Source organism: Roseovarius sp. CH_XMU1461 (assembly GCF_037027165.1).
In the GTDB taxonomy this organism is placed as follows: Bacteria; Pseudomonadota; Alphaproteobacteria; order Rhodobacterales; family Rhodobacteraceae; genus Roseovarius; species Roseovarius nubinhibens.
The window spans coordinates 586,381-611,263 of the sequence record NZ_JAYMDV010000001.1 but is presented as its reverse complement, the minus strand read 5'-3'; the positions used below and the strand labels follow the sequence as shown (position 1 = coordinate 611,263).

At 65.5% G+C, this 24,883-nt stretch carries 23 protein-coding genes and 1 tRNA gene; 14 read left to right on the top strand and 10 right to left on the bottom strand.

The window, feature by feature from the left end; translation table 11 throughout:
* Positions 1 to 191: 191 nt before the first annotated feature.
* Genes WA237_RS02920 through WA237_RS02905 form a run of 4 tightly spaced genes read right to left on the bottom strand, consistent with a single transcriptional unit; the run spans position 192 to position 2,665 of the window.
* Positions 192 to 671 carry a DUF6505 family protein gene (locus WA237_RS02920; RefSeq protein WP_336096621.1) on the bottom strand — a complete coding sequence of 160 codons (480 nt, stop codon included), beginning with the start codon at positions 669 to 671 and terminating at the stop codon, positions 192 to 194.
* Complete coding sequence (locus tag WA237_RS02915) at positions 668 to 1,393, bottom strand: biotin/lipoate--protein ligase family protein (protein ID WP_336096620.1); 726 nt, start codon at positions 1,391 to 1,393, stop codon at positions 668 to 670. The genes WA237_RS02920 and WA237_RS02915 overlap by 4 nt, the downstream gene beginning before the upstream one ends.
* Positions 1,390 to 2,508 carry an Mrp/NBP35 family ATP-binding protein gene (locus WA237_RS02910; RefSeq protein WP_336096619.1) on the bottom strand — a complete coding sequence of 373 codons (1,119 nt, stop codon included), beginning with the start codon at positions 2,506 to 2,508 and terminating at the stop codon, positions 1,390 to 1,392. The genes WA237_RS02915 and WA237_RS02910 overlap by 4 nt, the downstream gene beginning before the upstream one ends.
* Positions 2,474 to 2,665: a DUF6494 family protein gene (locus tag WA237_RS02905; RefSeq protein ID WP_009813006.1), complete on the bottom strand. Its 192-nt coding sequence runs from the start codon at positions 2,663 to 2,665 to the stop codon at positions 2,474 to 2,476. Before WA237_RS02905 ends, WA237_RS02910 begins: the two co-directional genes overlap by 35 nt.
* Positions 2,666 to 2,734: 69 nt before the next feature.
* Between WA237_RS02905 and WA237_RS02900 the strand changes: the two genes are divergently transcribed.
* Positions 2,735 to 3,466, top strand: coding sequence for a c-type cytochrome (locus WA237_RS02900; RefSeq protein WP_336096618.1), 732 nt, complete (start codon positions 2,735 to 2,737; stop codon positions 3,464 to 3,466).
* Here WA237_RS02900 and WA237_RS02895 read toward each other — a convergent pair.
* Positions 3,460 to 5,409 carry a 4Fe-4S binding protein gene (locus tag WA237_RS02895; RefSeq protein WP_336096617.1) on the bottom strand — a complete coding sequence of 650 codons (1,950 nt, stop codon included), beginning with the start codon at positions 5,407 to 5,409 and terminating at the stop codon, positions 3,460 to 3,462. The two genes, WA237_RS02900 and WA237_RS02895, sit on opposite strands and share 7 nt — an antisense overlap.
* Before the next feature lie 386 nt (positions 5,410 to 5,795).
* Here WA237_RS02895 and WA237_RS02890 point away from each other — a divergent pair, with 386 nt between their 5' ends.
* The 11 genes from WA237_RS02890 to WA237_RS02840 all read left to right on the top strand — a co-directional run bounded on the left by WA237_RS02890 (position 5,796) and on the right by WA237_RS02840 (position 17,796).
* The gene (locus WA237_RS02890) at positions 5,796 to 6,329 is read left to right on the top strand and encodes a DUF3305 domain-containing protein (protein ID WP_336096936.1); all 534 of its coding nucleotides are present in this window, start codon (positions 5,796 to 5,798) and stop codon (positions 6,327 to 6,329) included.
* Positions 6,326 to 6,991, top strand: coding sequence for a DUF3306 domain-containing protein (locus WA237_RS02885; RefSeq protein WP_336096616.1), 666 nt, complete (start codon positions 6,326 to 6,328; stop codon positions 6,989 to 6,991). The genes WA237_RS02890 and WA237_RS02885 overlap by 4 nt, the downstream gene beginning before the upstream one ends.
* A complete protein-coding gene (locus WA237_RS02880; protein WP_336096615.1) occupies positions 6,988 to 7,611 on the top strand; it encodes a TorD/DmsD family molecular chaperone in 624 nt (207 codons plus the stop codon). Before WA237_RS02885 ends, WA237_RS02880 begins: the two co-directional genes overlap by 4 nt.
* Positions 7,612 to 7,680: 69 nt before the next feature.
* The gene (locus WA237_RS02875; RefSeq protein WP_009813000.1) at positions 7,681 to 7,866 is read left to right on the top strand and encodes a twin-arginine translocation signal domain-containing protein; all 186 of its coding nucleotides are present in this window, start codon (positions 7,681 to 7,683) and stop codon (positions 7,864 to 7,866) included.
* 140 nt (positions 7,867 to 8,006) lie between these two features.
* Positions 8,007 to 11,060 (top strand): formate dehydrogenase subunit alpha, encoded by a 3,054-nt coding sequence (locus tag WA237_RS02870; protein WP_336096614.1) that lies wholly within the window; start codon positions 8,007 to 8,009, stop codon positions 11,058 to 11,060.
* Between the two features lie 12 nt (positions 11,061 to 11,072).
* Complete coding sequence (fdh3B, locus tag WA237_RS02865; protein WP_040617855.1) at positions 11,073 to 11,666, top strand: formate dehydrogenase FDH3 subunit beta; 594 nt, start codon at positions 11,073 to 11,075, stop codon at positions 11,664 to 11,666.
* A 108-nt stretch (positions 11,667 to 11,774) separates the two neighbouring features.
* The gene (locus WA237_RS02860) at positions 11,775 to 12,980 is read left to right on the top strand and encodes a formate dehydrogenase subunit gamma (RefSeq protein WP_336096613.1); all 1,206 of its coding nucleotides are present in this window, start codon (positions 11,775 to 11,777) and stop codon (positions 12,978 to 12,980) included.
* Positions 12,981 to 12,984: 4 nt separating this feature from the next.
* The gene (locus WA237_RS02855; protein ID WP_336096612.1) at positions 12,985 to 14,271 is read left to right on the top strand and encodes a c-type cytochrome; all 1,287 of its coding nucleotides are present in this window, start codon (positions 12,985 to 12,987) and stop codon (positions 14,269 to 14,271) included.
* A complete protein-coding gene (locus tag WA237_RS02850; RefSeq protein ID WP_009812995.1) occupies positions 14,268 to 14,393 on the top strand; it encodes a hypothetical protein in 126 nt (41 codons plus the stop codon). Before WA237_RS02855 ends, WA237_RS02850 begins: the two co-directional genes overlap by 4 nt.
* A 9-nt stretch (positions 14,394 to 14,402) precedes the next feature.
* Complete coding sequence (locus WA237_RS02845; protein WP_336096611.1) at positions 14,403 to 15,761, top strand: sigma-54-dependent transcriptional regulator; 1,359 nt, start codon at positions 14,403 to 14,405, stop codon at positions 15,759 to 15,761.
* A 67-nt stretch (positions 15,762 to 15,828) separates the two neighbouring features.
* Entirely contained in the window at positions 15,829 to 17,796 is a 1,968-nt protein-coding gene (locus tag WA237_RS02840; protein WP_336096610.1) for a sensor histidine kinase, read from the top strand.
* Here the strand turns inward: WA237_RS02840 and WA237_RS02835 are convergent.
* Positions 17,791 to 18,228 carry a c-type cytochrome gene (locus WA237_RS02835; protein WP_336096609.1) on the bottom strand — a complete coding sequence of 146 codons (438 nt, stop codon included), beginning with the start codon at positions 18,226 to 18,228 and terminating at the stop codon, positions 17,791 to 17,793. The genes WA237_RS02840 and WA237_RS02835 overlap by 6 nt on opposite strands.
* Positions 18,229 to 18,285: 57 nt before the next feature.
* Entirely contained in the window at positions 18,286 to 19,014 is a 729-nt protein-coding gene (gene lipB, locus WA237_RS02830; RefSeq protein ID WP_336096608.1) for a lipoyl(octanoyl) transferase LipB, read from the bottom strand.
* Between the two features lie 134 nt (positions 19,015 to 19,148).
* On the opposite strand from lipB, the gene WA237_RS02825 reads away from it, so the two are divergent.
* Positions 19,149 to 19,235 (top strand) — tRNA-Leu (locus tag WA237_RS02825).
* 126 nt (positions 19,236 to 19,361) lie between these two features.
* Positions 19,362 to 20,432, top strand: a complete 1,071-nt coding sequence (locus WA237_RS02820) for an agmatine deiminase family protein (RefSeq protein ID WP_336096607.1) — start codon at positions 19,362 to 19,364, stop codon at positions 20,430 to 20,432.
* Here WA237_RS02820 and WA237_RS02815 read toward each other — a convergent pair whose 3' ends face one another.
* From WA237_RS02815 to WA237_RS02805, 3 genes are all read right to left on the bottom strand, one after another.
* Entirely contained in the window at positions 20,433 to 21,656 is a 1,224-nt protein-coding gene (locus tag WA237_RS02815) for an aromatic ring-hydroxylating oxygenase subunit alpha (RefSeq protein WP_336096606.1), read from the bottom strand.
* On the bottom strand, positions 21,653 to 23,728 hold the full coding sequence (locus WA237_RS02810) for an FAD-dependent oxidoreductase (protein WP_336096605.1): 2,076 nt from the start codon (positions 23,726 to 23,728) through the stop codon (positions 21,653 to 21,655). The genes WA237_RS02815 and WA237_RS02810 overlap by 4 nt, the downstream gene beginning before the upstream one ends.
* 78 nt (positions 23,729 to 23,806) lie before the next feature.
* The gene (locus WA237_RS02805) at positions 23,807 to 24,865 is read right to left on the bottom strand and encodes an ABC transporter substrate-binding protein (protein ID WP_336096604.1); all 1,059 of its coding nucleotides are present in this window, start codon (positions 24,863 to 24,865) and stop codon (positions 23,807 to 23,809) included.
* Positions 24,866 to 24,883: the final 18 nt, after the last annotated feature.

The following is a 24,883-nucleotide window of genomic DNA, read 5'->3' as shown; positions in this document are numbered from 1 at the left end:
TTCCGATGCGCCATTCCGATGCGCCATTGAGTGTCCCGACACGCCAAGGCGGCGTGTCACGGAAGGCGCGGGGGTGAGGCCCCGTGAGAGCTCCTGTGTGGGCTCGCGTGTGACGCCCTACGAGTGGTCAGTGGGGGGTGTGGCCCCCCCCCGTGTGAGACCCTAAGAGCGTTCGGTGGGGGTGTTGTCCCTCACTCGTCCAGCGATCCGTGGATGGCGAATTGGTCGAGACCGGCCTCTTGCGGGGCGATGGTGCGAAAGGCTTCGCGGACGCCGGCCTCGGTGAGTTCGCGGGCCACCGTCAAGAGCGTGTTGGGCTCGTGATCTTCGCAGAGCTCGGCCATCTGGGCGATTTCCTCGGCGGCGACGGGGCGGGCGGCCGTGGCATCGGGCGCGCCGTAATAGGTCACGAAATGTTCGGCCAGCAGATCGGTGAGCGCCTCGGCCTCGGCGGGTTCGACCTGGGTCACCGCGACAAAGGTCACGCGGCCGCCGGTTTCGAGCCCGAGCCAGCCGTTGGCGAAGGCCTGACGCGCCTTGCCGGTGAGATCGGCCTCGGTCCAATTGGAAAATTCGAACCCGCCGGGGATGCACCATTCGCCGGTGCGGGCGGGGCTGGCGAAGACGCGCTGGTCGCTTTCGTCGAAATGGATCGCACGGGCGAGTTTCATGGGGCTGTCTCCAGAAGGGTGGTGAGGGGAATGAGGCTTGTCGCCTCGCCCTGACGCAGGAGGAGGCCGAATGCCTCATCCGTGCCGAGGAATGTGCCGGTCTGCGGCGCGCCCTGAGCATCCGTCACGGTGATCTCTTCGCCGATGCCATGGGCGAGACCGCGCCATTCGGCATGGAGCGCGCGGGGGCCGTCCTCTTCCCAGCGGGTGAGCCAGCTCAGCGTGTGGCGCGCCCAGGCCTCGAGCAGGGCGGGCGGGTCGACCTCGGCGCAGCCCTCAGAGAGGAGCGCGGTGTCGTCGGGGCTGTGGCCGGTGTCCTCGCTCGGCGGCAGGATCGGCACGGTAAGCCCGATCACCAGCCAGTCGGGCGTGGCCTCGGGATCGTCGCTGGCCGCCATCGCCCGGAGCCCGCCGCAGCGCGCGCCGTTGACGCGGATCGCGCCGGGCCATTCGAGATGCACCGCCACTTCAGGCGGGGCGAGCGCGCCGAGCGCGTTCTGAAACCCGACACCGCAGAGCGGCAGCATGGTCATGGCGCGGGCGAGCGGCAGTTCCGGGGCGACGACCAGCGCCGCCTCGATGCTGGCGGCCCCGAGGTGATAGGCCACGAGCCCGGCGTCACAGCCGAGCACGGCGCGGCGCACCGCATGGCCGAAGGCGTCGCCCGGCACCGCCTCGCCCCACATCAGCGGCGGCAGGGTGAGCTCGGGCTGCTGGCTCATGCGACGCCCTCGGTTACCAGATGGCTGGCGATGGCGTGGAAGGCGCGGGCCTGCGGGCCGTCCGGCTGGCTCACCGTGATCGGCGCGCCGCCGTCGGAGGCGAGGCGGATCTGCAGGTCGAGCGGCACTTCGGCGAGGAGCGGCACGCCGAGTTTTTCGGCCTCGGCGGCGACCCCACCATGGCCGAAGACATGTTCTTCGTGGCCGCAGGACGAGCAGATATGGGTGCTCATGTTCTCGACCATGCCGAGGATCGGCACTTTGAGTTGCTGGAACATGTCGATGCCTTTGCGGGCGTCGAGCAGGGCCACGTCCTGCGGTGTCGAGACAATGATCGCGCCGTCGACATGGGCCTTTTGCGCGAGGGTCATCTGCACGTCGCCGGTGCCGGGCGGCAGATCCACGAGCAGCACGTCGAGCGCGCCCCATTGCACCTGCATCATCATCTGTTGCAGCGCGCCCATGAGCATCGGGCCGCGCCAGACCACCGCCTGATCTTCGTTGGTCATCAGGCCGATCGACATCATCGTCACGCCATGGTTGCGCATCGGCAGGATGGTCTTGCCATCGGGGCTGGCGGGGCGGCCCGAGACGCCGAGCATGCGCGGCTGGCTCGGTCCGTAGACATCGGCGTCGAGCAGCCCGACGCGGCGGCCCTGTTGCGCCAGCGCGCAGGCGAGATTGGCGGAGACAGTGGATTTGCCGACCCCGCCCTTGCCCGAGGCGATGGCGATGATGTGGTTCACGCCGGGGATTTTCTGCGGGTCCGAGGGCTGGGCCGCGCGCGAGGGTTTGAGATCGGGCGGCGGGGCCTTGTCGCTATGGCCGGTGAGCACGATAGAGACGGAGGCGACCCCGTCGAGACCGGCGAGCGCGGTTTCGGCCGTGGCTTTGACCGCCTCATAGGCTTTGGCGTGGGCCGGGTTGATTTCCATCACGAAGCGCACCGCGCCGGTGGGCTCGATGTTGAGGGCGCGGACGACGCCGCTGGCCATGATGTCATCGCCGCTGATGGGGTCGGAGATCGTCTTGAGCGTGGCAATCACGCTCTCGCGGTCGGCGGTCTTGGTGGTCACGGGGTCAGTCCTGCCCTTTGATCGTGCCGGTGACCTCATGGGTCATGTCCAGCTCTTCGATGGTGATGGTGGCCTTGACGGCAAAGCTTTTGCCGGCCGTGTCGGCGCCGCGCATGGCCTCTTCGATGGCCTGTTGCGAGGTGACGCCCACCTGTTTGAGGAATTTGCGCATCGACATGTTGAAATCATCGCTCATGGTCGTCTCCGTTTGTCCAAAGTTGACGGGGCGCGGGGGGCGGGCCTAGTCTGGCCCATGGCCCTGCGCATGTTGATCCTGGCCTTTGCCGCCGCCCTGCTGCCCCTTGCGGGGCGGGCCGAGGAGGCGCCGGTGCGACTCTACGCGCCTGAGGCCTTGGTCGAAACAGGGATTTTCACCTATATCCTGCCGCGCTTTACGCTCAAGACCCGTGTTCGCGTTGATTTGGTGAGCGAGGGCGAGGCGGAATTGCAGCTCGGCCCCGAGGGGCAGCCGGTGTTCGAGGGGCTGGGGCAGGTCTGGCATCTGGGGCCGCAAGGCACGCCCAGCGAGAATGCGGCGCGGTTTGCCGAGTGGCTTGGCGGCGAGGTGGGCGGGCGGACGGTGACCGCCTATGCGCCCGAGGGCGTGGCGCTGTTCCGCCTGCCCGAGATTGCGGAGCAGGCCGAGGCGGCACCGGTCTATGAGGGCGATGCGCGGCTCGGTCACGAGGTGTCGCGGGCGCAGTGCGCGCGTTGTCATGGCGTTGATCGGGCGACGCGCGGGGCGGGCATCGGATCGACGCCGAGTTTCGCGGTGCTGCGCGGCATGCCCGATTGGGAGCTGCGGTTCGCGGGGTTCTACACGCTCAACCCGCATCCGGCGTTTACCATCATCGACGAGGTCACCGAGCCCTTTCCCGAAGAGCGCCCGTCGCCCATCGTGCCGATCCGGCTCAGCCTCGAAGAGCTCGATGCGATGTTGGCCTATGTCGCGGCGATGGAGGCCGCGGACCTTGGGGCACCTCTCACCCATCAGTGATCGCGCCGCTTGGTGAAGTAATCTTCGGTGGTGCGCGGGCGTGGGCGCTCCTTGCCGGCGAAAGGGTTGTTCTCGGCGTGGTATTGCGCGCCGATGCGGCAATCGTCGCACATCTGGATCAGCTTGAGCCGTTCGGGATCGGCGAACATGCTGTGACCTTCGAGCTTGGCGGTGATCGCCTCGATGGTGGATTTCACCCCGAAGAGCGCGCCGCAGTCGATGCAGGCAAAGGGTTCTTCCTCGTTGAGCACGGTCTGGGACAGCGCGGCGTCGGTGAGGTCGAGCCGGGGCTCATAGGTGATCGCGTCCTCGGGGCAGATATTGGCGCAAAGGCCGCATTGCAGGCAGGCGTCCTCTTGGAAGCGGAGCTGTGGCAGGTCGGGATTGTCGCCGAGCGCGCCGGAGGGGCAGAGCGAGACGCAGGAGAGGCAAAGCGTGCAGGCGTCGGTGTCGACAAGCACCGCGCCATAGGGCGCGCCCTCGGGCAGCGGCAGATGATCGGTGCCGGGATGGAGCGCGCGGGCGGCCTGTCGGGCGATCTGGCGGCGGGTGCCGAGGGGGCGCTGTGGCGTGGCGACCGGCGCGGGCGCGGTTTCGGCATAGAGCGCGTCGGCCATGGCGTCGGGATCGGGCGTGTCCATGAGATGCACGCTGTCGGGACCGCCGATGGCGCGGGCCAGCGCCACCTGAGCCGCGAGCGCGTCGCGGTCGGCATGGGGGCCGGGCAGCAGCGTGACGCTGGCAAAGCCCGCGGCGAGGGCGGCGACGGTTTCGGCATGGCCGAAAGCGCCGAGCGCGGAGATCTCGAAGGGGATCACATCGGCGGGCAGGCCGCGCCCGTGGCGGGCGGCGAGGCGGATCATCTCGGCGCCGTGGTTGTCATGGGCGAGAAGCCGGGGCGCGGTGCCACCGGCGGCGAGATAGGCGCGGGCCAGGGTCTGCACCCGGCGCATGATGAGATCGACGGGGGGCGCGTCATAGCTGATCGCGCCGGAGGGGCAGGCGGCGGAACAGGCACCGCAGCCCGCGCAGACCATCGGGTCGATGGTGACATGATCGCCATCGGGGGTGATGGCCCCGGTCGGGCAGAGATCGAGGCAGCGGGTGCAGCCGGTCTGTTCGGCGCGGCTATGGGCGCAGAGCAGCGGTTCGGTGCGCACGTAGAGCGGTTTTTCAAAAGTGCCGACGAGATGCGAGGCGGCGAGCACGGCGGCGGCCATGGCGGGCGGATGGTTGGGATCGGCGCGCAGATAGCCTTCGCGTTTCTCGGGCGCGGGAAAGAGCGGCGTGTCGCCGCGCAGATCGATCAGGATGTCGCATTGCGAGATCGCGCCATCGCGGGGATCGGTGAGGGTGAGGGGGCCACGGCCGCCGGGCTCGATCTGCTGGAAGGCGTCGATGACCACGTCGAACTGGCCCAGCGCGCCCGAGGCGCGGCGCAGGTTGCCGGAGATCACGTCATAGGCGCGGCTGTCGGGGATGTCGCTGCCGGGGGGCAGGAGCACGGTGACGCCGAGATGGTCCTTGAGCTGATCGGCGGCGGCGAGCGCGGCATCGGCTGATCCAAGGATCAGGCAGAGACCTTCGGAGATCACGTCGAGCGTCTTTTCCGGGGCGGCGGGCAGGGCGGCCTCGGCAATCAGGGCGGACATTTTGGGCAGTTTGGAGGCGTTGTCCTCGCTCCAACCGGCGCGGTCGCGCAGGTCGAGCGTGGCGGGGGCCGGGTGGCCCAGTTCGTCGGCGAGCGCCTCGAAAACGCGGGCCTCTTGGGTGCAGCAAAAAATTGCATCGCCCTCGGCCAAGGCGGCCGCGGCGCGGTCGAGCTGGGTGGTGCAGAGGGCCGAACAGGGCGCGCGCACGTCTAGGCCGGTGGCCTCGGAAAGCGCCTCGGAATCGATCTGCTGCGTGCCCAGACAAGAGCATGTTATCAATGAGTTGGCCAAGATTTTCTCCCATTCCGGAGCGTCGGTTTTTGCCCGTTTTTCGCGCCGTTCCAGCGGAAAGAAAGCCATTTTTCCGACCGTCCTACAACCGGTTTTCGGTGGCGCGGCGCTGGCGGCGGGGCCGGTCCCGGGCCAGCCGAGGTGATTCGCGGTGGGGTGATTCGCGCATCCTGCAGTGCAGCAAAAAATCCAAGGAAAACAGTCGGGTTAGACAAAAGGTCCGTGGTCGTCTTGGCGGGGGTCGGTGGCGGGCCATTTTGTCCGCCGGGGGGCCTATTGTGCGCCGCGGTACACATTTTGATTTGCGCCAGGGCGGGGTCGGGCGCAGTCTTGATGTCAGGGAGGAAGACCAGGACGTGATCCACAATCCTAACAGCTATAGGGTGATGCCGGTGGGCATCGTCCTAAGACGGTCGCCGGGTGTTACGCGCTGGGCGAAATGGGTGTGGACGGCGTCTGCGGTTCTGCCGGGGGCCGGGCCTGCCGATTGGCGCGAGCTGCGCCGCGATGGCGAGGCGGCCGAATTTCATGCCGCGACCGAGATGCTCGAGCTGCATGGGGCGGAGACGGAGGCCTATCTGCATGGGCTGACCGCCGAGATCCCGAGCCTTTATGTAATCATGCGCGAGACGGCGGGGGAGTGCCCGCTTGAAATCGTGCAGATCACCGCCTCGCCCTATGAGGCGCAGGATTACACCGACAGTGGCGAAGAGATCGTCGAAAAGGTGCCGATGCCGCATGGGCTGGTGGCCTGGGTGCGGGATTTCGTTGAAGAGTTTCATCGGGACGAGATTTTCGTGAAGCGCAAGCGCGACAAGAAACGCATCGACATTGTCGAGGACGGGGTCGGCGATCCGCGCATCGACAAGGCGGCGGATATCTATGCCTCGCCGAGCCTCAAGCGGAGGCGGTTGCAATGAGCCGGGATTTCTGGAGCCGACGTCGGGCCGCGGTCGAGGCCGAGAGCCGGGCGCAGGCGCAGGCGCTGAGCGAGGCCGAGCTGGCGGCGCAGGAGGCGGCGCTCGCGGCGCGGGAGGATGACGAGATCCTCGCCGAGCTGGAGCTGCCCGCGCCCGAGACGTTGGAGACGCCGGAAGCGGTGCGCAATTTCCTCAAATCGGCGCTGCCGATGCGGTTGCGCAACCGGGCGCTGCGGCAGCTCTGGGGGATGAACCCGACCTTGGCCAATCTCGACGGGTTGGTCGATTATGGCGAGGATTTCACCGATAGCGCCACCGTGGTCGCCAATATGCAGACCATCTATGAGGTGGGGCGCGGCATGGTGAAACGGGCGCTTGATCTGCCCGAGGAGGACGCGCCGGAGGCGGAGGCCCTGGTGGCCGAGACCGAGGCGGAGCCCGAGGTGTTGGCGGCGCTGGACGAGGAGGCCGAGGAGTTGGCCGATGAGCTTGCCGGGGCGGCGGCGGAAGACACGGTGCCCGGCGAGGGGACCGCCCCAGATGTCGCAGATCAGAGACCCCAAGAGACAGAATTTGCCGATGTGCCTGAGCCGATGCCCGCCCCGTCGCGGCGGATGCGGTTCAGTTTTGCGCAGGATGCCGGCGTGGAAAGGACAGCATGAGTTCAGCGAGTACCTCAGAGGTCAAAGCCAGCCCCGCCATTGCGGCGGAGGACCGGCTGCGGGCCGATCTCTATAATTTCATCGGTCTGCTGTTGGCGGGGCCGCCGGATCAGATGCTGCTCGACCAGACGGCGGCGCTTCAGGGCGACGCGAGCGAGTTGGGCCAAGCGGTCAGTGCGCTGGCCAAGATGGCCAAGCTGTCCAAGCCCAAGGCGGTGGAGAGCGAGTTCAACCGGCTGTTCATCGGGCTCGGGCGGGGCGAGTTGCTGCCGTTTGCGAGCTATTACCTGACCGGGTTTCTCAATGAGAAGCCGCTGGCGCTCTTGCGGCAGGACATGTCGGCGCGGGGGCTGGCGCGGTCGGAGACGGTGTTCGAGCCGGAGGACAGTATCGCGAGCCTGATGGAGATGATGGGCGCGATGATCGTGGGCCGGTTTGGCCCGCCCGCCGATCTGGCGCAGCAAAAGGCGTTTTTCGGGCGCCATATCGGCCCTTGGGCCGGGCATTTCTATGCCGATCTCGAAGGCGCGAAGAATTCGGTTTTCTACGCGCCGGTGGGCACGGTGGGGCGGCATTTCATGGCGATCGAGACGGAAGCCTTTCGCATGAGCGCCGGATAGGACGTGAGCCGCGGGGCAACCCGCAAACGAGCGGCGGGCAACCGTCGGAACCATGGAGGAGGACCCGATATGAGCGAGGAAAAAGAGGCCACACGCCGCGATTTCCTGAAGCTGGCGGGCACCGCGGCGCCTGTGGCGGCCGTGGCCGTGGCCAGTGGCACCACCAGTGCCGAGGCCGCCGAGCCGGACCTGTCGTCGAACAAGATGCAGGATACGGCCCATACCCGCGCCTATCTCGCATCCGCGAGATTCTAAGCACGAGGTGAGGCCCGGCGACGCCCGGACCTTGTGAACCCGGCCATAGGCGACTGGTTGCGTGACGCCCGACTGCCCAAGGCCATGAACCTAACCAAGCAAGCCCGGCCCCAGGCCGAGTTGGCAAGGGAGATGAAACCATGTTGAGGAAAAAGACCAACGGGGTTGCGCGACGCCCCCAACGGACAAGTATCCTTTCCGAGGCAGCCAATGCCTCGGTGGACCGCCGCGCGTTTCTGCGCGGTTCGGGTCTGGCCATCGGGGGTCTGACGGCGATTGCCGCGACAGGCGGCACCGTGACCCAGGCCAGCGCCGCAGGCGCGGTGACCGGTAAGGTCGATCTGAAGAAATCCGTCTGCACCCATTGCTCGGTCGGCTGTACGGTCGTGGCCGAAGTGGCCGGCGGTGTCTGGGTCGGGCAGGAGCCCGGTTGGGACAGCCCGTTCAACCTTGGCAGCCATTGCGCCAAAGGGGCCTCGGTGCGCGAGCACGCCCATGGCGAGCGCCGTCTCAAATACCCGATGAAGAAAGAGGGTGGTGAGTGGAAGCGCATCAGCTGGGAGCAGGCGATCAACGAGATCGGCGACCAGATGGAAGGCATCCGCGAGGAAAGCGGCCCGGACAGTGTCTATTGGCTCGGTTCGGCGAAGCATTCGAACGAGCAGGCCTATCTGTTCCGCAAATTCGCGGCCTATTGGGGGACGAACAACGTCGACCACCAGGCGCGGATCTGCCATTCGACCACCGTGGCCGGTGTGGCGAACACATGGGGCTACGGCGCCATGACCAACAGCTACAACGACATCCACAATTCCAAGGCCATTTTCATCATCGGCGGCAACCCGGCGGAGGCGCATCCCGTCTCGCTCTTGCATGTGCTGAAGGCCAAGGAGCAGAACAACGCGCCGCTGATCGTCTGTGATCCGCGGTTCACCCGCACGGCGGCCCATGCCGATGAATATGTGCGGTTCCGTCCGGGATCGGACGTGGCGCTGATCTGGGGTATTCTTTACCACATCTTCGAGAACGGCTGGGAGGATAAGGAATTCATCCGCACCCGTGTCTGGGGGATGGATCAGATCCGCGAAGAGGTGGCCAAGTGGACGCCCGAGGAAGTCGAGCGGGTCACCGGTACGCCGGGCAGCCAGCTCAAGCGGGTGGCGATGACGCTCGCCAACAACCGTCCCGGCACCGTGATCTGGTGCATGGGTGGCACGCAGCACACCAATGGCAACAACAACACCCGTGCCTACTGCATCCTGCAGCTGGCGCTGGGCAATATGGGTGTCGAAGGCGGCGGGACCAACATCTTCCGTGGCCATGACAACGTGCAGGGCGCGACCGATGTCGGCGTGCTGAGCCACACCCTGCCGGGCTATTACGGTCTGTCGGCCGGGGCCTGGGCACATTGGGCGCGGGTCTGGGAAGAAGATTCCGAATGGCTCTCCAATCGGTTTGCCAAGGTCACCGGCGCCGATGGCAAGGAAAAGTCGCTTCAGAACCTCACCGGCATCCCGGTGTCGCGCTGGATCGACGGGGTGCTGGAAGATCCCGCGAACACCGACAACCCGGACAAGGTGCGGGCGATGGTGCTCTGGGGGCATGCGCCCAACTCGCAGACCCGGATGACGGAAATGAAGACCGCGATGGAGAAGCTGGACATGCTGGTCGTGATCGACCCGTATCCCACCGTCTCGGCGGTGCTGCATGACCGGACCGATGGCGTCTATCTGCTGCCGGCGGCCACCCAGTTCGAGACCCGTGGCTCTGTCACCGCCTCGAACCGGTCGCTGCAATGGCGCGAGCAGGTGGTTGATCCGCTGTTCGAATCGAAGCCCGATCACGAGATTATCGCGCTGTTTGCCAAGAAGTTCGGGTTCCACGACCGGCTCTTCCGCAATATCGAGCTGGAAGAGGACGGGCTGACCCCGAATGTCGAGGACACGCTGCGCGAGATCAATCGCGGCATGTGGACCATCGGCTATACCGGGCAATCGCCGGAGCGGCTCAAGCTGCATATGGAGAACCAGCACACGTTCGATCGCACCACGCTGCGCGCCAATGGCGGGCCAGCGGATGGCGATTTCTACGGTCTGCCATGGCCGGCATGGGGCACGCCCGAGATGAAGCATCCCGGCACGCCCAACCTCTATGACATGTCGAAGCCGGTGGCCGAAGGCGGTCTGTGCTTCCGCGCCCGGTTTGGCGTGGAGCGCGATGGCGACAACCTGTTGGCCGAAGGGGTGTCGAACCCCGGGGCGGAAATTCAGGACGGCTACCCCGAGTTCACCTATCAGATGCTGGTGGATCTCGGCTGGGACGGCGACCTGACGGATGCCGAGAAACGGTCGATTGCCAAGGTGGCCGGTGTCGATGTGGCTGGTGACGTGGGTCAGAGCGACGACGGTGAGGACAAGACCACCGAAGGCGCGCAGCTCACCCAGCCCAGCGGTGAACAGGGCGCGGCGGAAGAGGTCGGCGAACAGTCGATGTCGCCTTATCCGTCCGACTTCAACGAGCGGGCCTCGACGATCAACTGGAAGACCGACCTGTCGGGCGGCATCCAGCGGGTCGCGATCAAGCATGGCTGTGCGCCCTTCGGCAATGCCAAGGCGCGGGCCGTGGTCTGGACCTTCCCGGACCCGGTTCCGAAGCACCGTGAGCCGCTCTACACCAACCGGCGCGACCTGGTGGAAGACTATCCCACCTATGAGGACCGCAAGTTCTATCGTCTGCCGACGCTCTATGCGTCGATCCAGAAGCAGGACTTTTCCAAGGACTACCCGATCATTCTGACCTCGGGGCGTCTGGTGGAATACGAGGGCGGCGGGGATGAAACCCGGTCGAACCCGTGGCTGGCCGAATTGCAGCAGGACATGTTCGTCGAGATCAACCCGCGTGACGCCAATAACCTTGGTGTGCGGGACGGCGCGCAGGTCTGGGTCGAAGGCCCGGAAGGCGGCAAGGTCAAGGTGATGGCGATGGTGACCGAACGGGTGGGCGAAGGCGTGGCCTTCATGCCCTTCCACTTTGGCGGCCATTTCCAGGGCGAGGACCTCAGGTCGAAATACCCGGATGGGGCAGACCCCTATGTTCTGGGGGAATCGACCAACACGGCCCAGACCTATGGCTATGACAGCGTGACCCAGATGCAGGAGACCAAAGCGACTCTCTGCAAGATCATGCCAGCGTAAGGAGGACATCCAATGGCTAGAGCAAAGTTCCTGTGTGACGCCGAACGCTGCATCGAGTGCAACGCCTGTGTTACTGCCTGTAAGAACGAACACGAAGTGCCCTGGGGCATCAACCGCCGTCGCGTGGTGACGATCCAGGACGGCAAGCCGGGCGAGCGGTCGATTTCGGTCGCTTGCATGCATTGTTCGGACGCGCCCTGTATGGCGGTCTGTCCGGTCGATTGCTTTTACCAGACCGAGGAGGGCGTTGTTCTGCACTCCAAGGATCTGTGCATCGGTTGCGGCTATTGCTTCTACGCGTGCCCCTTTGGCGCGCCGCAATATCCGCAGGCGGGCAATTTCGGCAGCCGTGGCAAGATGGACAAATGTACCTTCTGTGCCGGGGGCCCCGAGGAGAACAACAGCCAGGCTGAGTTCGACAAATACGGACGCAACCGGATCGCCGAGGGCAAATTGCCGATCTGTGCGGAAATGTGTTCCACCAAGGCCCTGCTGGCGGGGGATGGCGATGTCGTATCGGCCATCTACCGCGAGCGCGTGGTCGCCCGCGGCTTTGGCTCGGGCGCCTGGGGTTGGGGCACCGCCTATGACCAGAAGGGCGGCTAAGCCGGTCCAAGGGACGGGGGGCCGCGTGCCGCCCGTCCACAGTCTTTTCCAAGGGCGCGCGTGGCCAGGGGCTGCGCGCGTGCCTTCGCCGCAATTCAGGAGACAGACATGTTTCGCCATCTGACGGCATTGATGATGCTTGTTCTGCTGGGGATGAGCCTGCCCGCGCCCGCGACGGCGCAGGGCACCGCCCCGGCCCCCGACCGTTCCGCCACCGGCGGCGCGCAAACCCTTGAGGATATTCTGGCCCGGCAGCGTGGCGAGAAGATCGACGATTCCTTCCGGCGCGATGCCACCGGCGGCGAAGCCCAGAGCGCGCCGGGGCTCGGCCCGCTTGGCGGGGCGTCGGATTCAGAGATCTGGCGGGCGCTGCGCTACAATGAGGCCGATACCCGGGCCTCGGCGGGCGGCGAGCTTGGCCAGGTTTTGGTGCAGGATGGCGGCATGCGCTGGCTTCTTTTCCGCGAAGGGCCGCTGTTGAAATATGGCGGTTGGCTCTTGTTGGGAACGATCGCGCTCTTGGCGCTGTTCTATCTGCTGCGGGGCCGGGTGCGGGTCGATGCCGCGGCCACCGGCCGCACGATCACGCGGTTCCAGTTCTTTGAGCGGTTTTCCCATTGGCTCTTGGCCGGGTCGTTCATCCTCTTGGGGCTGACCGGGCTGTTGACCCTGATGGGGCGGAAATTCATCGCGCCCTATATGGGCAAGGAGTTCAACGCCAACCTGCTGGTGGCGTCGAAATTCATCCATAACAACGTGGCCTGGGCCTTTATGCTGGGGCTGATCTTCGTCTTTGTCCTCTGGGTCTGGCACAATATTCCGAACCGCAGCGACCTGACATGGTTTGCCCAAGGTGGCGGTATTGTCGGCAAGAAGCACCCGCCGGCGAAGAAGTTCAACGCAGGGCAAAAGATCGTTTTCTGGTCGGTGATCCTGCTCGGCGCGTCGATCTCGGCCTCGGGGCTGTCGCTGCTCTTTCCCTTCGAGATGCCGCTCTTTGCCAAGAGTTTCGGCATTCTCAACGATATCGGGGTGATGGGCTGGATCGGGCAGGAGCCGCTGCCGACCCATCTCGCGCCGCAAGAAGAGATGCAATATGCGCAGCTCTGGCACGCCATCGTGGCGTTCGTCCTGATGGCGGTGATCATCGCGCATATCTATATCGGGACGCTCGGTATGGAAGGCGCGCTTGATGCGATGACCAGTGGTGAGGTGGACGAGGCCTGGGCCAAGCAGCACCATTCCATCTGGCTCGACGAGGTGAAGGCCAAGGAGGCCGAGGGTGCCTCGCGCACGGCGACGCCCGCGGAATAGAGCGATGCGGGCGCCGCTGATGGGGATAGTGGCGGGAACGCTCTGCGCCGGGCTGGTCTCGGCGCAGGAGTTCACCACGCTCAAGGGCCATGGCGGGCCGATCATGGGGCTTGCGGTGGATGGCGCGGGCCGTGTCGCCAGCGCCAGTTTCGACAATTCCGTGGGGCTCTGGCAGGGGCGCGTGCCGCGATGGCTCGACGGGCATGACGCGGCGGTGACGGCGCTGGCGCTCGGGACGGGCGGTGTTCTGGTCAGTGGTGGCGATGATTTCGCGGTGCGCCAGTGGGTGCCCGAAGAGCGGCTGCTCGGTCAGCACGCGGGCAAGGTGGCGGCGCTGGCGATCAGCCCGGATGGGCAATGGGTGGCCAGCGGCGGCTGGGACGGGGCGGTGCATCTTTGGCCGCTGGGCGCAGGCGAGGCGCGGGAATTGCCACGGCCCGGCGCTGGGGTTAACGATCTTGGGTTCTCGGAGGATGGCGGCACGCTCTATGCGGCGACGCAGGCGGGGGCGCTGATGCGCTATGAGCTTGCGGGCGAGGCGGTGCCACTGCCGCTGTTGCAGCATGGGTTCGGCATCAATCAGCTCGTCGTGACCGGGGAGTGGATCGCCTATGGGGCGGTCGATGGCGGCACGCGGGTGATCGGGCACGACGGGGCGGAGATCGCGGATTTCACCCTTGATCGGCGGCCCATCCTGTCGCTCGACCATCACGCCGAGAGCGGCCAGTTGGCGGTGGGCGACGGGCAGGGCTATATCATGATCCTCAACACTGAAAGCTGGCAGATTTCCCGCGATTTCCAGGCGATGCGCGAGGGGCCGGTCTGGTCGCTGGCGTTTTCAGGCGATGGCGAGACGATCTATGCCGGCGGCATCGAGGATGTGATCTATGGCTGGCCCGTGGCGCTTCTTGATACGTTCGAGCCAGCGGGGGACGGCGGGCGCAGTTTCCTGCGCGACCCCGAGACCATGCCCAATGGCGAGCGGCAGTTCATGCGCAAATGTTCGATCTGTCACACGCTCGAGCCGGGGCCGTCGCGCAGGGCGGGGCCGACGCTCGCGGGGGTGTTCGGGCGGCGCGCGGGCACGGTGCCGGGATATGGCTATTCGCCAATTCTGCAAGGGTCGGATATCATCTGGGATGACGCGAGCATCGATGCCCTGTTCGACAGCGGCCCCGACCATTATATTCCGGGCTCCAAGATGCCCATGCAGGTGATCCAGAACCCCGAGGACCGGGCCGATCTGATCGCCTTTCTCAAACAGGCAAGCAGGAAAGAGACACAAGAATGAAAGCCATCCTCACCGGATTTATCGCCATCGCCCTGATTTCGGTGGCGGCCTATTATGCGCTCAACGGCGTCGGCTATTCCTCGCAGGACAAGTTTTCCAGCGACAGCGTCCGGGTGGAGTGAGCGCGCGGCATGGACACCGCCAAGATCACCGACAGCGACAGCCCGGATGACATCGGCACCAAGCTCGCCGGGGCGTCGGTGCTTGTCGTCGATGACGAGCCGGGGATGCGCAATTTCCTGACCAAGATCCTTGGGCCACGGGTCAAGCGGGTCGAGCAGGCGGCATCGCCGCGCGAGGCGACGCAGAAGCTCGACGAGGCACATTTCGATCTGGTGATCGTGGACAATGTGATGCCCGAGGTGACCGGGCTCAACTGGGTGATCGAGCAGCGGCGCAAAGGGTTTTTCGCGGATACGATCCTGATCACCGCCTATGCCGATCTCGAGACCGCGATCACCGCGCTGCGCGCCGGGGTCAGCGATTTCGTTCTCAAACCGTTTCGCGCCAATCAGATACTGAGCGCGGTGGAGCGCACGCTTGATCGCAAATATCTGCGGCGGGACAATGTGCTCTTGCGGCGCGAGCTGCATGGCGGGGCCGAGCGTGGGCCTCTTTTGGGCAAGTCCGAGGCGCTGCGCGAGGTGCGCGGGATGTTGTCCAAGCTTGCTCCGCTGCCGACGCCGTTGCTCTTTACCGGCGAGAGCGGCACCGGCAAGGAATTGGCGGCGCGGCAGCTGCATGATCTGTCGGACCGGGCCGAGGCGCCCTTTGTGGCGGTCAATTGCGCGGCCATTTCGCCCGAGCATATGGCGGCCGAGCTCTTTGGGACGATCACCGAGACCGGGCGGCTCAAGCCCGGGCTGTTGCTCTTGGCCGATGGCGGGACGCTGTTTCTCGACGAGGTGGCGCAGATGCCGGGGCCGATGCAGGCGGCGCTCTTGCGGGTGTTGGAGGATCAGCGCATCCGGCCGGTGGGGGCCGAGCGGGAGATCCCTCTCAACCTGCGCTTTCTCTTTGCCACCAATGCCGATTTGCCGGCCGCGGTCAGTGCCGGGCATTTCCGTGCCGATCTCTATCACCGGATCAATGTGGTCGAGGTCACCATGCCGCCGCTGCGCGAGCGGTCGGAGGATATTGTCGAGCTGGCGGCGCTCTTCATGCGGCAGTTTTCCACGGCGCTCGGCATGCCGGCGCTCGAGCTTGATGAGGAAACCCTGCTCAAGCTGCGGCGCTATGACTGGCCGGGGAATGTGCGCGAGCTCAAGAATATGATCGAGCGGTCGGTGATCCTCGGGGCGTTTCCCGAAGAGTTTGCCGGGCAGGGCCGGGTCACCGGGAGCCGGGCGCTCGAGACGCTCGATCTGGTGACCCAGCGGCATATCCTGCATGTGCTCGACCTCTGCGAGGGCAACCGGGCCGAGGCGGCGCGGCGGCTTGGGGTGTCGCGCAAGACCATCGACCGCAAGATGGCGGCATGGTCGGAGTGAGGCACCGGAGTTTGCGCGGGCGGTCGGGGCTGGCTAGGCTGGCCAGGACGCCACGCCGGAGCCTGCGATGAAATCCGTCCGCCTGCGCCTCTTGTTTCTGGCGCTTGCCCCTCTTGTGATCCTGATGCCGCTGCTGTTGCTTCTCGGCATGACGCGCTGGAACGCGGATTACGACAAGGTTCTTATCGCCAATGTGGAAAGCGATCTGCGCATCGCCGAGCAATATCTGGCGCGGCTGATGGCGGGGACCGGCAATGATCTGCGGGCGGTGACGGATTCGGTCGAGTTCGCGCAAGTCATGGCCGGGGGCGAGGCGGCACGACGCAGCTATTTCCGCGAGAAGCGCGACGCGCTGGGGCTCGATTTTCTCTATTATCTGCCCCGCGCCGATGCCGGGCCGCATGCGGCGCGCTGGCCGGTGGTTGCGGCGGCCATGGCCGGAGAGCCGGAAACCCAGATCGATATATTTCCGCCCGAGCTCTTGGAAGGGTTGCAGCCGGGGCTGGCGGCGCGGGCGCGGGTGCCGCTCATTGCGACGGAGGCGGCGGTGCCCACCACCCGCGAGGTGGAGGATCGGGGGATGGTCGTGCACGCGGCGAGCCCGGTGATGCTCGCGGGGCGCGAAGGGGTGTTGGTCGGGGGGATATTGCTCAACCGGAATCTGCAGTTCATCGATACGATCAATGCGCTGGTTTATCTCAACGCCGTCACGGGCGGCGATCGGCAGGGGACGGCGACGCTCTTTCTCGAGGATGTGCGGATCTCGACCAATGTGCGGCTCTTCGAGGATGTGCGGGCGCTGGGCACGCGGGTGTCGGCGGCGGTGCGGGGGGCGGTTCTCGACGAGGGGCGGACCTGGCTCGACCGGGCGTTTGTGGTCAACGATTGGTATGTCTCGGCCTATATGCCGATCACCGATAGTTTCGGGGCGCGGGTGGGGATGCTCTATGTCGGGTTTCTCGAGGCGCCCTTTGCGGCGGCGAAGCGCGCGGCTTATGTCTGGATGATGGCGGCCTTTGCTGCGGTCCTGCTCTTGTCCGTGCCGATTTTCCTGTGGCTGGCCAAGGGGATATTCGCGCCGCTCGAGCGGATGACCCAGACCATGCGCGACGTCGGGCGCGGCAATCTCTCGGCACGTAATGGCGATGTGGGGGCGCGGGACGAGATCGGGCAGGTGGCCGGGCATCTCGACGATCTGCTCGATCAGGTGCAGGACCGCGACCGGCGGCTCAGGGCGTGGAACGAAGAGCTCAACACGCGGGTCGATCAGCGCACCGCCGAGCTGCGGGCGGCGAATGCAAAGCTCGAAGAGACGTTTCAGCAGCTGGTGATGAGCGAAAAGCTCGCCTCGATCGGCGAGATCACCGCCGGGGTGGCGCATGAGATCAACAACCCGGTGGCGGTGATCCAGGGCAATATGGATGTGGTGCGCGAAGTGCTGGGCGAGGCGGCGCGACCGGTGGCGACCGAGATCGATCTCGTCGACCGGCAGGTCGGGCGCATTCAGGCGATTGTCGGCAAGCTCTTGCAATTCGCGCGGCCGAACGAGTTTTCCGACTGTGACGAGATGGTCGATCTGCGGCCGGTGGTGGAGGACAGTCTGGTGCTCGTCGGGCATGTGATCGCCAAGGGGCGGATCACGGTCGAGACCGAGTTCGGGCCGGCGCCTTGGGTGCGGATTTATCCCGGTGAGCTGCAGCAGGTGATCATCAACCTGAGCATGAACGCGGTGCAGGCGATGGGCGGGTCGGGGACGCTCTGGCTCGCGCTGTCGGAGGCGGCGCGCGAGGGGCGTCGCGGCGCGCAGATCGTGGTGCGCGACAGCGGGCCGGGCATTCCCGAGGACAAGATCGCAGCGGTGTTCGATCCGTTCTTTTCGACGAAACAGGCCGAGGGGACGGGGCTCGGCCTGTCGATTTCGCAGACGCTGGTGCAGAATGCCGGTGGGCTTATCTCGGTGCGCAACCATCCCGATGGCGGGGCCGAGTTCCGGGTCTGGCTGCCCGCCGTGGAGGAGGAGAGCCCGCCGTTATGAGCCGCTCTCGGTCGGGGTGGGGCCGACGGAGGCGAGCCAGGCGGCGACGTCGGCGGCATCCTCTGCCTTGAGCTTTTGGGTCATCCGGGTGCGCGCGCCATTGTCGTCGAGCGTGGTTTTCACAAAGCCCACCGGGTCTTGCATGAATTCGGTGAAATTCTCGGCGTCCCAGACAAAGCCGGTTTCGCCCAGCGCCTGCATGGCAGAGCTGTAGCGGAAATCGGTGCCTGCGGCGGGGCGGCCGATGAGCCCGTAGAGATTGGGACCGGCCTTGCCGCCCTTGAAGATCACCCGGTCCCCATCGGCGACCATGTGGCAGGCGCGGCATTTCTTGAAGGCCTTTTCGCCCGCCTCCGGATCCCCTTCGGCGTGAAGGGGCAGGGTGGTCAGGGCAAGGGCGATCAGGCTGGCAAAGCTCAGGCGAACGGTCATGGGTGTCTCCTCCGGGCTGGCGTGTGGCGTTGAGGGTGGGCCATTCGGGCGGTTGGATCAACCGGCAGGTTTGTCGCATGTGGGATCGGCGGCAAAGACCGCGTCGAAGGTGCGGCGCAGGGCGAGATCGACATCCTCCATCACCACCGGCAGGCCGAGATCGACGAGGCTCGTGACGCCATGGTCGGTGATGCCGCAGGGCACGATGCCGGTGAAATGATCGAGGTCGGGTTCAACATTGATCGAAATGCCGTGAAAGCTCACCCATTTGCGCAGGCGGATGCCGATGGCGGCGATCTTGTCCTCTTGCGGGGCGCCGGTGGCGGTCAGCGGCTTGTCACTGCGGGTGACCCAGACGCCGACGCGCCCGTCGCGGATTTCCCCGCGAATGTTGAATTCGTCGAGCGTGGCGATCACCCAGGCCTCGAGCTGACGGACGAAACAGCGCACATCGCGGCCTCGGGCGCCGACGTCGAGCATGACATAGACGACGCGCTGGCCGGGGCCGTGATAGGTGTATTGCCCGCCGCGTTTCGACGTATGCACGGGGAATCGGTCGGGATCGGTAAGATCCTCGGGCCGGGCCGATGTGCCCGCAGTGTAGAGCGGCGGGTGTTCGACCAGCCAGATACATTCGCGGGCCTCGCCCCGGGCGATGGCCTCGGCCCGGTCCTCCATGAAACGTACCGCCTCGTCATAGCCGGTCAGGCCCGGGGTGGTGATCCATTCCGGGGAGGCGGGCTGGGCGGGGGCAGACTGGGCAGGGGACTTGAGGGGCTGTGACATGGCAGGCAATCCGGGGTGAGAAACCATGCCTGTCATAGCGCATGGCGCGGGGAATTACAGCACCGCGAAAAAGGTGCATTTTACCCCTTTTCAATGCCGCGCACCTGTCCTATACGCCGGGAACCAATCCACGTGCGGTCGTGGCGGAATTGGTAGACGCGCAGCGTTGAGGTCGCTGTGGGGTAACACCCGTGGAAGTTCGAGTCTTCTCGACCGCACCATTTTTCTCTGGATGTAGATCCTGATGAGGCCCGCCATTGGTGGGCCTTTTGCCTTTGGGCGCCCCGCCGGTTTGAGCGGTGGCGGCGATTTGCTATGCTCTGGGCAAGATGTGGAGGGGGCGCGATATGAACAGGCGAAATCTGCTGGCGGCGGGCGGGGCGGCCGGGCTTGCGGCAATGGCCGGGCGCGGGGTTGCGGCGGGGGGCGAGGGCTATGCTGTGCCGCCGGAAGAGGCGCCCCATGCGCGCAGTTTCATGCAATGGCCGGTGAACCGGAAGGTCCATCCCGATCCCGTTTTCCTCGATATGGCGCAACAGACCATCGCGGATATTGCCAATAGTATCGCAGAGTTCGAGCCGGTAATCCTGCTGGCGGACAAGGCCGACCATGCGCGTGCGCGCAAGAAGCTCTCGGCGCGGGTCGAGCTGTGGGACATTCCCACCGAGGATCTGTGGTGCCGCGATGCCGGGCCGATTTTCGTCGTCAACGGCGCGGGCGATCTGGCGGTCAGCCATATTCAGTTCAATGGCTGGGGCGAGAAACAGGTCCACGCGCGCGATGCGCAGATTGCGGCGCGTGTGGCCGAGCGGCTTGGTCTGCGGCTCTTGCCAAGCGGGCTGCGCGGCGAGGCGGGCGGTGTTGAACAGGACGGGCACGGGCTTTTGCTGGCGCATGAAAGCAGCTGGGTGAATGACAACCGCAACCCAGGCCTCTCGCGTGACGCGATCGAGGCGCGGCTTTTGGCGGCCTATGGCGCGGAGAGGATGATCTGGTCGGACGGGGTCTGGGGCGAGGATATCACGGATTACCACATCGACAGTCTGGCGCGGTTCACCGGGCCGGGGCGGGTGTTGATCAACCTGCCAGATGATCCGGATATGGGCGATCCGTTCCATCTGGCGGCGCTTGACACCTATGACCGTCTGCGGGCCGAGGGGTTGAATTTCGAGGTGATCCCCGAGCCGCATCGGCGGCGGATCAAGAGCCTCGATTTCGTGGCATCCTATGCGAATTACTATGTGTGCAACGGGGCGGTCATTGCGGCGGAATTCGGAGACCGCGAGGCCGATGAGATCGCGCGCGCGGCCCTGGCCCGGCATTATCCCGGGCGCGAGATCGTGACGCTCAATGTCGACCCGCTCGGCGAGATGGGCGGTGGCATCCATTGCGCGACGCAACAGATGCCAGCCGTCTGATCATTCCGCCGCGTGGCGGGCGGGGGGCTTGGCGATGAGGCCGAGATAGCCTTCGTAAAAGCTCTGGATGCCCCATTCCATCGGGTTGAGCGGGCCGGGTTGGAAGAATTGCGAATTCACGCCTTCCTGATTGTGGCGGATGATCCGTTCGTCATCGAGCGAGGTCACATGCCAGAGCCAGGTGAGCGCGTCGACGTCATAGTCGCGGCCCTCTTCGGCGTCTTCATGGACGAGCCAGACGATCTGGATATCCGTCTCCTGCAGCCCGCGCGGCACAAAGCGGTAGCCGACCACGTGATCGGCATAGATCAGGAAATTGTTGAGCGGGCCGATCTGCAGGTCGGTCGCGCCGCCGTCAAAGCCGGTCAGATCGCCGAGCAGCGGCGCCAGCGCGGTGCCGTCACGCGAGCCGGTTTCGAACCCGTCATAGAGCGGGTAGCGCCGATAGTAGGTGTCGGCCCCGGCACCGCCCGCGGCCGCGCCGCTCGTGTGATAGATGTCGGTGGGCAGGCCGATGGCGGCAGAGCGGGCCTGTAGTGGCTCCATCAGCCCTTCCATCTCATGCGGCGCCTTGAGCGTGTGCGAGCGTGCGTATTCCTTGTGAGAGGGCGCGCAATGGTAGCATTCCATGTAGTTCTCCACCGCCAGCTTCCAGTTGGCGGGCACCGGGTAGCTGGCGCTATGGGCGATCCTGAGCCGGTCGAGCCCGAAGGGCGCGGTGAGCGGCGCGAGATCGGCCAGACCGGCGTCGATGGGCGGGGCGTCGGCGCTGGCACAGACGAAGATCAGCCCTTGGAAGACCCGGAGCTGGGCCGGGAAGAGCCCCCATTTGCCAGGGTCGAAATCGGGGCCCATGGCGCGGCCCGAGCGGAGCTGACCCGACAGTTCAAAGGTCCAGGCGTGGTAAGGGCAGACGAGAACGCGGGCATTGCCGGCACTCTCGGTACAAACGCGCGAGCCGCGATGGCGGCAGACGTTGAGATGGGCATGCAGCGCGCCCTCTTTGTCGCGCACCACGATGATCGATTCCTGCCCGTAATCGAAGGTGATGTAATCGCCGGGATTGGGCAGCTGGCTCTCATGGCCGACCCAGATCCAGCTCGGGTTCCAGTAGGCGGCGATGTCGTAATCATAGATGTCCTGTCGCGTGTAAAACTCGCGGGGAAGGGCGAGCCCGACTTGGTGGCGGGCGATGAGCGTGTCGAGATCGGAGGGACGGTTCATGGCTGTGTCTCTTCGCTAAGGTCGGTGATTTCACGGCGGAAGAGGTTGCGATCCACTTCTGCCGGGTCGGCTTCAAAACTGCGGGCGGCCAGATGGCCGTGATAGACCGCATCGGCGATGAGCGCGGGCATCGCCGCGTCGCCGATGAGGTCGAGCGTGGTCAGATCGCCGCGCGCCTTGAGCGCCTCGTAGAGCGCGGTCTCGCGGTGGCGTTCGGTGACCAGGAGGGCGGCGTCGCAGGGGATGTCCTCTTCGCAGCCCGAATAGGTGCAGGCGACGCGCATCGATCCGGCGTCGAGCGCGGTCAGTTGCCGGGTCACATGCAGGCTGACGCCCATCTCGATCAGGCGCGATTGCACGCGGTGCTGTTCGAGAGTGAGATCGGTCCAGGTCGAGACCATGAGGCCGGGGGTGATGAGGCCGACCTCATAGCCCTCCTGCACCAGCTTTTCCGCCAACACGCCCGCGATATAGATCTGATCGTCATCATAGATCGCGATGCGGCCCTTGGGCGGCAGGCTGCCTGCCATGATGTCATCGGGGGTGTAGATGGCGGCGTCTGGGGCGATGCGGGGCGGGCTGCGCAGGGTGGTGCGGCCGATCCCGTCGCGCCGCCACTTGGCCCCGGTGGCGATAAAGACATTGGGAATGCCAAGCTCGGCCACCGCGTCGGCGTCGAGCGGGCTGTCGGTGAAGAGATCGACATTGCCGCGCTGGCGCAGTTCGTTGAGGCGGTAATCGGCCACGCGTTTCCAGGCGCCAAGCCCGGGTAGGGCGCTTTCGCGGGTCACGCGACCGCCCAGCTCAGGACCCGCCTCGGCCAGCGTCACCGCATAGCCGCGCCGCGCCAGTTGCAGCGCGCATTCGAGGCCTGCCGGCCCGCCGCCGACGACGAGTGCCGCCTCTTCGCGGCCCTTGGGGGCGATCTTTTCCGGGTGCCAACCGCGCCGCCATTCCTCGCCCATGGTCGGGTTCTGGGTGCAGCGGATCGGCACGCCCTGGGTGTCGGCGCTCACGCAGATGTTGCAGCCGATACATTCGCGGATTTCGTCGATGCGGCCTTCTTCGATCTTCTTGGGCAGGAAGGGATCGGCGATGGAGGGGCGGGCGGCGCCGATCAGATCGACAATGCCCTTGCGGACCATCGAGACCATCAGATCGGGCGAGGTCAGACGGCCAACGCCGACCACCGGCTTGTCGCCCACCACCTTTTTGACGAAGGAGATATAGTCGTTCTGATAGCCGTCTTGGGGCTGAAACCGGGTGGTCATCGAATCATTGGCCCACTCGCAGACATTGACGTCCCACAGGTCAGGCAGATCCTTGAGCATCTCGACCACGGCGCGGCCTTCTTCGGCGGCCTGCATACCGTCGGCGCCGAGCATCTCGTCCACGGCAAAGCGGAAGGCCACGGCGCAATCATCGCCCACCGCCTCGCGGGTGTCTTCGAGCAATTCGCGGGTCAGCCGCACGCGGTTTTCGAGCGAGCCGCCATATTCGTCGCTGCGCTGGTTCATATGGGGCAGCATGAAATGCTGGGCGAGGGTCATATTGTGACCGGCATAGACATAGATGATGTCAAAGCCCGCATCGCGGGCGCGCAGGGCGGCGTCGCGGTGCCAGCGGCGGAAATCGCGGATGTCGCATTTGTCCATGGCACGCGCCTGTTTCGGCAGCGCATAGCTCAGCGACATGTCGGAGGGGGCGAAGATCGGCCCGCGGGTGAGCAGGTTCTGCGCGTGGTTGCCATTGTGGACAAGCTCGATCGCGGCCAGCGAGCCCTTGTCATGCACGGCATCGGTGATGAGGCGCAGGGCGGGGATGTCGCGGGCGTCCCAGATGCGGTTCTCGGCAAAGGGCGACAGATCCGAGGTCGGGTGAATTTCCGCCTCCTGGGTGGACACGACGGCCCAGCCGCCTTCGGCCTTCATGGCGCGATTGGCGGCTTCGGCGCGGGGGCGCACATGGCCCATGCCGTTGCAATGGGGCACTTGGTAGAAGCGGTTCCGGGCCGTAACAGGGCCAATCTTTACAGGGTCGAACAAAAGGGAATAGGGGCTCGCCTGGGTCATCCGCGATCCTGCAACAAGAGGTGGTATTGGGCGCGCCGGGGCCAGAAGAGGCAGCCCCGGCGCGTGGGAGAGAGGGGCTTAGAAGCCGGATTTGATGCGTTCGAACTCCTTCAGCATCCGGGCCTCGAGCGCCGGGTCCACGGCGTCGAAGAAGAGGCTGCCTTCAAAGAATTGATCAACGTCGTCAAAGCCATAGGTGGCGATCAGCTCTTGATCGGCGATCTCGAAAGCCTCAGAGTTGCCATGCGGGTAGCCCCAGCTTTCGATGATGTATTTGCCGCTTTCCTTGGCCGAGAGGGCGTTGAGCAGGTCATAGACCTGGTCGTCGGAAGCGGTGGAGGATTTGAGATGCACATAGCCGCAGACCCAGGTCGCGATGCCCTTGTCGACGTCGCGCATCATCTTGGCCGGGGTGTCGTTCCAGATCAGGTTGAGCTCTGACTGGTTCCAGGCCCAGCCCATCTCCAATTCGCCGCTGGCCATGGCCTGATCCATCTGACCGGCGTCCGACCAGTAGAAACGCACATTGGGGTGGACCTTGCGGAGATAGTCCGAGGCCTCTTGGAACTGTTCGTCGCTCATCTTGGTGTAATCGGCGGCATTGCCCGTCGCCAGCGCCGCGAGCGCATAGGCCGAAGAGGCGGCGTCGGGGATGGCCACCTTGCCCTGATAGGCCGGATCGGCCAGCAATTGCAGGGAAATTGCATCATCGGCGATCTTGTCGGTGCGATAGATGAGCCCGGTGTTGCCCCATTCGAAGGGCATCATATAGACCTCGCCGTCGATCATGATGCCGTCGACCTCTTTGATCTGGGGCAAAAGCGCGTCCCAATGGTCGAGCTTGGCGGGGTCGAGCGGCTTGATCAGATCGGCGGCGACCCATTTGCGCACGGCGTCGGAACAGGGGTGGGCGAGATCGGCGGTGAAGCCGGATTGCAGCTTGGTGAAGGCCTCTTCCTGGCTGCCGAAGAACGTGTAGGAGGGGGCTTCGTCATACTCCTCCATGTAGCTGCCGAAAAAGCCGGTATCCTCATAGCCGGACCAGTCGAAGACGGTCAGATCCGCGCCGCCGGCGGTGGCTGTGAGCGGTGCCGAGGCCACGGAAAGCGCCAAGGCGCCGAGTGTCATTTTCTTCATTTTTTATCTCCCTGTTTT